This window comes from Raineya sp. (assembly GCF_053497555.1).
Genome location: NZ_JBRCWE010000085.1, coordinates 1 through 7950 on the forward strand (window position 1 = coordinate 1; position 7950 = coordinate 7950).

Here is a 7950-nt window from a genome sequence, read left to right on the forward strand (position 1 = left end):
AACGTGAGTTGCAAGATTAAAAATTTGATTATCAAGTTTTTATTTTTAATAACTTAAACCACCCCTTGTTCCCCTCCTTGAAAAAGAGGGGAGATAATTACACCTAAAATTTTGATTTTCAGGTGTATAGCTCTCCTCTCCAAAAGGAGAGGGGCTGGGGGTGAGGTCAAAAAAACAAAGTATAACAAAAAAATAAATTTTTTAACAAATTGTATTTCAAACACTTTGTACTTATAACTCACGTTCGTTTAAGGTATAAGGTTGGAAAGTTCAAGGGTTAAGGGTTTAAGGGTTCAAAAGTTCAAAGGTTCAAACTTCAAACCTCAAACCCAAAACTTTTCAACGCTACTTGCAGAAATTTGGGAGAAGTTCAAAATAAGAAATTTCAAAATCATTTTTATTGAGCATACCATTTATCTATGAAAAATTTTTCAAGAAAGCTATTTTTTCTCGTTGTTTGTTTTTCGCTTACGCAAAAACTTTTTTCTCAAAATTCCCCTCTTTCAGGTTTTGGCTTGGGTACGCTTACCCCCCAAGGCAATATAGCTCAACAATCTATGGGCAGTGTGGGCGTAAGTACCAGCAATTCTTTTTGGGTAAATACCATAAACCCTGCCCTTCTTGTTCGCAATGGGAGCGTGATTTTTGATGCAGGGTATAATTTCAAGTTTCAACAACTGCGTTCCGAAAGGGCTGAACAAGGTTTTACAACGGGGAACTTCAATTATGCTACATTGGCTTTGCCCATTACCAAAAAATGGACAAGTGCCATTGGTTTGCAACCTTACAGCAATTTAGAATACCTTACCGAAACTTCGGCAAAGGTAGAAAACTCTGATTTCTTTGCCTATTATACGTTCAAAGGCGAAGGTGGCTTGAATAACTTTTTTTGGGCTAATGGCTTTAGCCCTATCAAGCATTTGAGTCTTGGCGTAAAGATGTCTTATCTTTTTGGCAACCTCACACGCGAGTCGGTTACGGAACTCATTGCTTCGGGTCAAAATAGCCGAATAGCTTTTTTACAAAGGGATAATTTCAATCAAATCGTTTGGAATTTGGGGGTAGCTTATCGCTATCCTTTGGAAAAAGACCGCAAATTTTTGAATTTTGGGCTTACATACGACCTTTCGGCACAGATGAAAACCAAGCGTTTTGAGGCTTTTGAAAAACGCGATTTCTTCGGCAGTAATCTCATAGCCCCTTCTTTTGTGGATACACTTACCACTATCAAAGGTAAAACCGCTTTTCCTTCACGCTTGCGAGTAGGTGCTTCTTACGAGAAATTGAACCATTACACCATTCACGCAGAAGTTATTTCTCAAAATTGGTCGCAATTCAAACGCTTTGAGGTAGCAGATAATCAGCTAACCAATCGTCTTACAATTGCCGTAGGTGGCGAATGGACACCCGAATTTGGCTCTAACAAATTTTGGAATAGAAGCACTTATCGTATAGGATTCAATCATACCCCTCAAATTTTGCAAATAGAAGGTAAAACCCTCGCCGAAACCAATCTTTCTGTGGGTGGCTCTTTTGCTTTTTCGGGTGGGCAAGGCAAACTTACCTATCTACATTTGGGCATTATTGCAGGACAAAGAGGTAGTCTTTCTCGCAATGGCTTGCAAGAACGTTATGTAGAAGCACGTTTGGGTGTTTCTTTGAGTGATGTGCTTTGGTTTTATCGTCCTAAAATTGATTAAACCAATTTTTTCTTACAAACCTTTGCAATTTTTATTTTTGCCTTGTAAGTTTGCACAATGAAATTTGCCGCAATAGACATAGGCTCTAACGCCGCTCGTATGCAAATCAGTAGCGTGTTACATCACGCTGAAAGCATTTCTTTCAAAAAAGTAGAGTATGTACGCTTTCCATTACGCTTGGGTTTAGAAGTATTCAGAAATAGAGAAATCAGCATAGCTAAGGAAAAAGATATTCTCAAACTTTTGCAAGCCTATAAAATTTTAATGGAATTACACCAAGTTGATGACTATCTGGCACTGGCTACTTCGGCGATGCGTGAGGCTCGTAATGGCTCTGCAATTGCTGAAAAAGTCAGAAAAGAACTTGATTTGCAGTTGCAAATTATTTCAGGAGACCAAGAAAGTGAAATTGTCAATAAAGGACTTTTGCGAGTTTTGGACGATAAAAACTATTTGCACATAGACGTAGGTGGTGGGAGTACAGAGGTTACACTCTTTTCTCAAAAAAAGGTACTGGCAAGCAAATCTTTTCCTGTGGGTTCAGTGAGACTCTTGGAAAATGCCGTTTCGGCAAAAGATTGGCAAGAAATGCAGATTTGGGTAGAAAAGAATATTCGTGATGTTGTACCCAAAATTACTGCGGTAGGAATTGGTGGCAATATCAATAAAATTTGGGAACTTGCCCGAAAAAAATCTAAATCACTCACTATCAAAGAAATTGAGGAAGTTATACAGAGGCTTTCCAAATACACTTTGGAAGAGCTCATCAACGAATGGGAACTAAACCCCGACCGAGCAGATGTGATTACACCCGCTTCTAATGTATATCTTTCGGTAATGAAGTGGGCAAAAATCAAGGAAATTTTAGTCCCCGGCTTGGGTTTGAAAGATGGAATTATGGAAATTCTTGCCGAAAAACACAAACTCGGCGTTACAACCTATCAAAATATTAGCGTTGGTGAATGGTGAGAGAGGTTTGAGGTTTGAGGTTTGAGGTTTGGAAAAGATGTAAAAATAGCAAAATTTATGCAAATTTACAATTTTGAGGATTTAGAAATATGGCAAAAGGCAAGAGAATTGTGTAGAAAAGTACAGATAATAACCAAAGAGACTTCTCTAAAACACGATTATCACTTGCGAGAGCAGATAAGAGCCTCTGTGGGGTCGGTAATGGATAATATAGCCGAAGGTTTTGAAAGAGGCGGAAATAAAGAATTCATACAATTTCTCTATATCGCAAAAGGCTCGCTTGGCGAAACACGCTCTCAACTATACCGATGCTATGATAATGGATATATTTCTGATGATATTTTTACAATGTATGTAAGTGAAACGAAAGTATTATCGGCTATGATTTTTAGGCTGATTGAGTATCTTAAAAATTCTGAAATGAAAGGCTACAAATTCAAATAGTTATTAAATTTTCTTGAAGTATTCATATCTCAAACTTTTGAACTTTTGAACTTTGAACTTTTGAACTTTGAACTTTGAACTTTTGAACTTTTAACTTTTGAACTTTGAACCTTTTACTATGTTTTTCCCCGAACTTCAAAATATTCTCCAAACGCCTATTTGGCAAACGGCACCGCTACTGCCCCTTGAACATATTTCAGTGGATACTCGTAAGTTGTTTATCCCTGAAAATACCCTTTTTGTGGCTATCAAAGGAAAAAACCACGATGGACATCATTTCCTTGCCGAAGCCTATGAAAAAGGTGTGAGAAACTTTATCATAGAAAATGAAAAAGCCGCTTTATCATTCCGAGAAAGAGGTATCAACTATGTAGTGGTAAAAAATAGCATTAGGGCTTTTCAAAAGATTGTAGCTTGGCATAGAAGTAAATTTAGCTATCCTGTAATAGCTATTACAGGTAGCAACGGCAAAACAATCGTAAAGGAGTGGCTAACGCAACTCTTGGCTGAAGAATTTAATATTGTCAGAAGTCCTAAAAGTTTTAACTCTCAAATTGGTGTGCCACTTTCGGTGTGGCAGATGCGTCCTGAACACACTTTGGGCATTTTTGAGGCAGGTGTTTCGCAAGCAGGAGAAATGGAACACCTGCAAAAAATTATACAACCCACCATTGGCGTGCTTACCAATGTAGGTTCTGCACACGACGAGGGCTTCAAAAGTAGGGAAGAAAAAACAGAGGAAAAACTGAAACTTTTTGAAAATTGTTCAGTAGTTTTTTTGCCTGTAAATGTAGCAGAAAATTACCCCAAAGCGATAGAAAAATTTTCCAAGAAAAACCCGCAAGTGCAAGTCTTTTTTTGGAATTATGAACCTTCGGCAAGTAAAAATGCAGTGAGTTTTGTAAAAAAAGGATTTCGGCTTACTTGCAAGCTCAATAGTGCCCTATTACCTTTTCAAGATGAAGCCTATTTGCAAAATATGGCTTTGTGTGGTATTTTGATGCACTTTCAGTTCAAAATATCTACTCAGGAGGTAAGCAAACGGCTCGCCTTGCTCAAACCTGTTTCTATGCGTTTGGAGCTCAAACAAGGTATTCAGCAGACTTACCTCATTGATGACTCTTACAACAACGACCTGGCAGGTTTGCAAATTGCTTTGGATTTTTTGGCAAATCAAGACCAAAAGCCTGCCAAGGTAGTTATTCTTTCCGATATTTTGGAAAGCGATTTGAGCGGTAAAAAACTTTATCAGCAGGTTGCCCGCTTGGTTTCTGCCAAAAAAATAGGTTTTTTTATTGGCATAGGCGAGAAAATTTCGGAGCATCAGGAGGCTTTCCGAGATATACCCCTTACGGCTTTTTACAAAGATACAGAAGATTTTTTGAGCAAAGGATTTTTCCAACAACTTCGCAATTGTGTTATTCTTATCAAAGGTGCAAGAAAATATGCTTTTGAGAAAATTGTGCAGAAATTGGAATATAAGGCACATCGTACCGTTTTGGAAATCAATCTTGATGCACTGGTGAATAATCTGAATTTCTACCGCAGTCGTTTGAAGCCTGAAACCAAAATTATGGTAATGGTAAAGGCTTTTGCTTACGGCAATGGTAGTGTAGAAATTGCTAATCTTTTACAATTTCATAGGGTAAATTATTTGGCAGTAGCCTATGCCGACGAAGGGGTTGAGCTACGGAAAAATGGTATTCATTTGCCTATTATGGTAATGAACCCTTCGGAAGAAAGTTTTTCTTTACTCGCCGAATACAATTTAGAACCTGCGGTGTATAGTTTTGAAATTTTGCAAAAACTTACAGATTTCTGCGAAAATGAACATTTGAGCCTAAAAGTTCATTTGGAATTTGATACAGGTATGCGGCGTTTGGGTTTTGAGCCGCAAGAGGCATCTGTTTTGCTTGGCATTTTACAAAAAGCACCTTTTCTGAAAGTGGCTTCACTGATGAGCCATCTTGCCGCCGCCGATGAAGAACAACACGATGATTTTTCGCTCAAACAAATTCATACTTTTCAGAAAATTACACAAATTTTTGAAAAAAAATTACCATACAAGTTTTTAAGGCATATTCTCAATTCGCCGGGTATAGTGCGTTTTTCTGAGTATCAAATGGATATGGTACGCTTGGGCATAGGCTTGTATGGGGTAGAGGCGGGCGGAAAGTTTCAGGAGAGTTTGCAACCAATTAGCCGCCTGAAAACCGTGATTTCGCAAATCAAAACGATTTCTAAAACCGACACCGTAGGCTATGGTAGAAAAGGGAAGGTTAATCAGAAAAGTAGAATAGGTATCATAGCAATTGGCTATGCAGATGGTTTGAGCAGGGCATTTAGCAATGGGGTAGGAAAGGTAAAAATAAGAGGAAAATTAGTGCCTATTCTTGGCAATGTATGTATGGATATGACAATGATAGACCTTTCGCAAGTGCCTGATGCCCAAGTAGGAGATGAGGTCGTTATTTTTGATGAAACACACACCATTCAAACTCTTGCCCAAGCGATAGGCACTATTCCTTACGAAATTCTAACAAATGTTAGCGAAAGGGTGAAAAGGGTGTTTTATAGTGAGTAGAGAATAAACACTACTTGCTCAACCACTCTTTGAGCAAGCCGACCTTTTCTCGGCTAATGTCTAAAAGTGTATTTTTAGGCGAAAAAAGACTGATTTCAGCCCCTTTGTAGGTGTTTCTGATGCTATTGATGTTTTGGATATGAACAATGTACTGCCTATTTGCTCTAAAAAAGAATTTAGGGTCTAAAAGAGCCTCAACTTCATCAAGGGTTTGATGCTCCGAAATAAAATTTTGCCCTTCAAAAGTATGCACAAAAATCAGTTCTTGTTTGTAAAAACAAGCAATTTGCTTGGTTTCAATAGGCACAAGTGCATTGCGGGAATGAACCAAAAAACGCTCTTTGTACTGATTTTTTTCATTCTTGAAAGTCATTTGAGCCAGCAGATTTTGTAGATTATCTGTTAGCAAATTTACTTTTTCGGGCTGATTATGCCAATTTTTCCATTTTTCAATGGCAAATTTCAAATCTTCTTGGTTGATAGGCTTGAGCAAATAGTCAATGCTATGTAGTTTGAAGGCTTGAAGGGCGTATTCGTTGTAGGCTGTGGTAAAAATCACGTCTGTTTGGAGATTTACTTTTTCAAAAATCTCAAAGCTTACGCCATCAGAAAGTTGAATATCCAAAAAAAGCAAATCAGGTGCTGTATTTTGCGAAAACCATTCTATCGCCTGCGAAAGGCTATGCAAGAAAGCCACTACCTCAAAATCGGGTTCTAAATCTTGAATTTTTCGGGCAAGAGCTTTGGCAACCAATTTTTCATCTTCTACAATGACAACAGATACTTTTTTCATCAGAGTAAAGGGATTTTTACCAAAAATGATTTTTCGTTTTCTTCAATCAATAAAGGCAAAGGACTTAGAAAAGCGTAAAGGTTTTTCAGGTGGCTAAGTCCTAATTTGTTGGAAGTTTCTACGATGTTTTTCTTTTGCAAATTATTTTCAACCACCAAGTAGCCCTCTGCATTGAAAACATTGATTTGTAAGGGCTTGGCTTCGGTCATTATATTATGCTTGACGGCGTTTTCAAGCAATATTTGAAGCGTTACAGGAACAATCTGCTTTTCCAAAGCCTCTGTGTCTATGCGAAAAGAGATTTGCAGAGCCTTATCAAAACGAGTTTGAAGCAAAAACAAGTAGTTTCTGATAAAGTCTAATTCTGTTTGCATACTTACCAAGTTTTGTTCTTTATTTTGAAGTACATAGCGATAGACTTTTGCCAAATGCTCCAAGAATTTGGCTGCCAAATCCTGATTTTCGTAAATAAGGCTACTCAATGAAGCAATGCTATTAAATAGAAAATGCGGATTGAGCTGGTTTTGCAGATTGGCAAATTGCGTTTGGGTATAGGCTTTTTGCATCATTGCATTTTCTTTTGCCAAACGCTCTGTTTCAATGATTTTTTGTTTCCAAGCCCTGAAAAAATATTCTCCGAAAAAGCCCATATTAGTACCAAAAGTAAGCAGTACAACTTGCAAGTAGCTCATAGGTGTATTGTAGCTTTGCATAGGTACGCTCTTGATAAGCTGAGGCATCAAAAAATTGATACCTATGTATGTGAGCAGTAAAGTACCCAGCAAAGAAAAAAATACTTGTAAAAAAAGCCGAAGTGCGATTTTTTCTTCAAAAGGTAATTTGCTATTGAGAAAACGATGCACGCCATAAATCCACTCAAAAATAAAAGCCATCACTAACATTCCTACCGACCAGATAAGAAAATGCTCCCAAGCCGTAATAGGCAATTTGATGACAAACTCTATCACAAAAGCTCTGATAGTGGCTATCAGGAGAATAATCAAATAAACTATTTTTCGCATACAGGTTTATTGCAAAACAATGAAATTGTATTTTTATACCCAAAAAAATTAGTTTGCCAAAATCAATTAAGCTAACTTGAAAATAAAACCACTAAACCCGACAGTTTCCCAAACCTGTCGGGTTTGAGTATAATAGAAATTAGCGTTTTGTAGTTTTTTGTTAAACCAATATCGCAAATTTTTTTGAAATAGTACCTTCTTGTGTTTGAAAACTTAGAGAAATTTACTTGCACAATTTACCGATAGCCTTATCTAAATCTACTTTTGCGATAAGGGCATCGTACAAAGCGGCGAAATAGTTGGTTTCAGCTTCTTTGTAAGCAGTTTCGGCATTGATAATTTCTACACTACTTCCCACTCCTTGCTTGTATTTGATTTGCGAAACTCTCAAAACTTCTTTGGCAAGTTCCATATTGCGTTTTTGGGCTTCCAAAGTAG

Annotated in this window: 7 protein-coding genes; 4 read left to right on the forward strand and 3 right to left on the reverse strand. The window is 37.5% G+C overall.

The window, feature by feature from the left end:
• Nucleotides 1–419: 419 nt before the first annotated feature.
• From ACWITO_RS11215 to ACWITO_RS11230, 4 genes are all read left to right on the forward strand, one after another.
• On the forward strand, nt 420–1700 hold the full coding sequence (locus tag ACWITO_RS11215; protein ID WP_448530085.1) for a hypothetical protein: 1281 nt from the start codon (nt 420–422) through the stop codon (nt 1698–1700).
• A 57-nt stretch (nt 1701–1757) separates the two neighbouring features.
• Entirely contained in the window at nt 1758–2669 is a 912-nt protein-coding gene (locus ACWITO_RS11220; RefSeq protein ID WP_448530086.1) for a Ppx/GppA phosphatase family protein, read from the forward strand.
• Between the two features lie 57 nt (nt 2670–2726).
• Nucleotides 2727–3113, forward strand: a complete 387-nt coding sequence (locus ACWITO_RS11225; RefSeq protein ID WP_448530087.1) for a four helix bundle protein — start codon at nt 2727–2729, stop codon at nt 3111–3113.
• Between the two features lie 118 nt (nt 3114–3231).
• Nucleotides 3232–5697: a bifunctional UDP-N-acetylmuramoyl-tripeptide:D-alanyl-D-alanine ligase/alanine racemase gene (locus ACWITO_RS11230; RefSeq protein ID WP_448530088.1), complete on the forward strand. Its 2466-nt coding sequence runs from the start codon at nt 3232–3234 to the stop codon at nt 5695–5697.
• Between the two features lie 10 nt (nt 5698–5707).
• On the opposite strand, the gene ACWITO_RS11235 is transcribed toward ACWITO_RS11230, so the two are convergent.
• The 3 genes from ACWITO_RS11235 to ACWITO_RS11245 form a co-directional block, all read right to left on the reverse strand.
• Entirely contained in the window at nt 5708–6490 is a 783-nt protein-coding gene (locus tag ACWITO_RS11235; protein ID WP_448530089.1) for a LytR/AlgR family response regulator transcription factor, read from the reverse strand.
• Nucleotides 6490–7512, reverse strand: a complete 1023-nt coding sequence (locus tag ACWITO_RS11240; protein WP_448530090.1) for a sensor histidine kinase — start codon at nt 7510–7512, stop codon at nt 6490–6492. Before ACWITO_RS11240 ends, ACWITO_RS11235 begins: the two co-directional genes overlap by 1 nt.
• Before the next feature lie 223 nt (nt 7513–7735).
• A partial coding sequence (locus ACWITO_RS11245) for a TolC family protein (protein ID WP_448530091.1) occupies nt 7736–7950 on the reverse strand: 215 nt, incomplete at its 5' end.